Raw genomic sequence first — 1,298 nt, 5'->3', positions numbered from 1 at the left:
GATGGTAAAGGAAAGGCTGTGACTACTCCCCGCCGTAAAAACGGCGAGGCTTCCCACTTCTCAGGCCGCCACCGTCTTTATGACGGATTGACGCTGGCCTCCGTGGGCAGAGACGACGAGTCCCGCCGCCTGTAATTCTGTTATGCCCTTGCGCTGGATGTTGAGCGCCGCATTGATATCGCGGTCATGTTCGACTCGACAGAAAGGGCATTGCCAGAGCCGCTTACGCAGCGGCATTTCCAGCATTTTGTAACCGCAGCAATGGCAGGTTTTCGAACTGGCGAACCACTGATCCAGTTTGACCAGATGGACGCCTGCCGCTGCGGCTTTGTATTCCAGTTTCTTGATGAAGCCATGCCAGCCCGCATCCCCGATAGCGCGGGCAAGGTGGTGATTCTTCATCATGTTGGCCGATTTCAGCGTCTCCACAATTATCGCTTGGTTTTCGTCAACCATTGAACGAGACAGTTTGTGTTGAAAATCGGCGCGGGCATTCGCTACCCGCTCATGTACGGCGGCAAGCCTCTGTCGTGCTTTACGACGGTTGGCGCTGCCTTTTTGTTTCCGGGAGAGGGCCTTCTGTTTACGCCTCAGATTACGGCCGGCATTGATAAGATGACGGGGATTGGCCATCTTATCTCCGCTGGATTTGACAGCGTAGTGAGACAATCCCATATCCAAACCTGTCATCTGGGTTATCAAAGCGGGCTTCGCGGGCGCGGCCATGCCGTCATCACAGAGTATCGAGGCGTAGTATTTACCGGTGGCTGAACGGCTCAGCGTAATGCTTTTCACCTCTCCGGTCATTTCACGGTGCAGACGGGCTTCTATCGGCGATAATTTGGGTATTTTTATTGCTCCGTCCAACACCTTCACCCCGACACAATGATAGCTGGACTGCCTGCCATGCTTGCGTTTGAACGCCGGGAAGCGTGCTTTCAGCTTCGGATTAAAAAAGTGGGAAAACGCCATATCGAGGTTAATCACCGCCTGCTGCAAGGCGATGGCGTCATACGCTTTGAGCCAGGCATACCGGCGGGATTTTTTCGCCACTGACAGTAAGGGCTTGAGGTCTTTACGCGGGCTGAGGTTCACCCCGTGGCGTTGATAAGCGTGCTTCTTGATGTGGAGCGCCTTGTTGTACGCGAAACGGACCGCACCGAACTGAGCATTGAGATAATCAGCCTGTTCGGGTGTCGGGTAAATGCGGACTTTGGTGGCTCTTAACATCATCAGCGCTCATCGGGATAGTTTATGTATTTTAACCGCTTTTTTGGGCGTGYCCCCCCCCCCCCCGG

General features: G+C 54.4%; 1 protein-coding gene. It reads right to left on the bottom strand.

Annotated elements, in window-relative coordinates; genetic code table 11:
* Window positions 1–60: 60 nt before the first annotated feature.
* Entirely contained in the window at window positions 61–1,230 is a 1,170-nt protein-coding gene (locus tag C6H66_RS25525) for an RNA-guided endonuclease InsQ/TnpB family protein (protein WP_105397080.1), read from the bottom strand.
* Between the last annotated feature and the right edge of the window lie 68 nt (window positions 1,231–1,298).

The organism is Photorhabdus hindustanensis (assembly GCF_002968995.1).
In the GTDB taxonomy this organism is placed as follows: Bacteria; Pseudomonadota; Gammaproteobacteria; order Enterobacterales; family Enterobacteriaceae; genus Photorhabdus; species Photorhabdus akhurstii.
Note: the sequence above shows the minus strand (reverse complement) of the source record. Positions and strands in the feature narration are given on the sequence as shown.

Coding starts and splice junctions, on each gene's coding strand:
- C6H66_RS25525 (WP_105397080.1), bottom strand. CDS start 1,230: ATGTTAAGAGCCACCAAAGTCCGCATTTACCCGACACCCGAACAGGCT.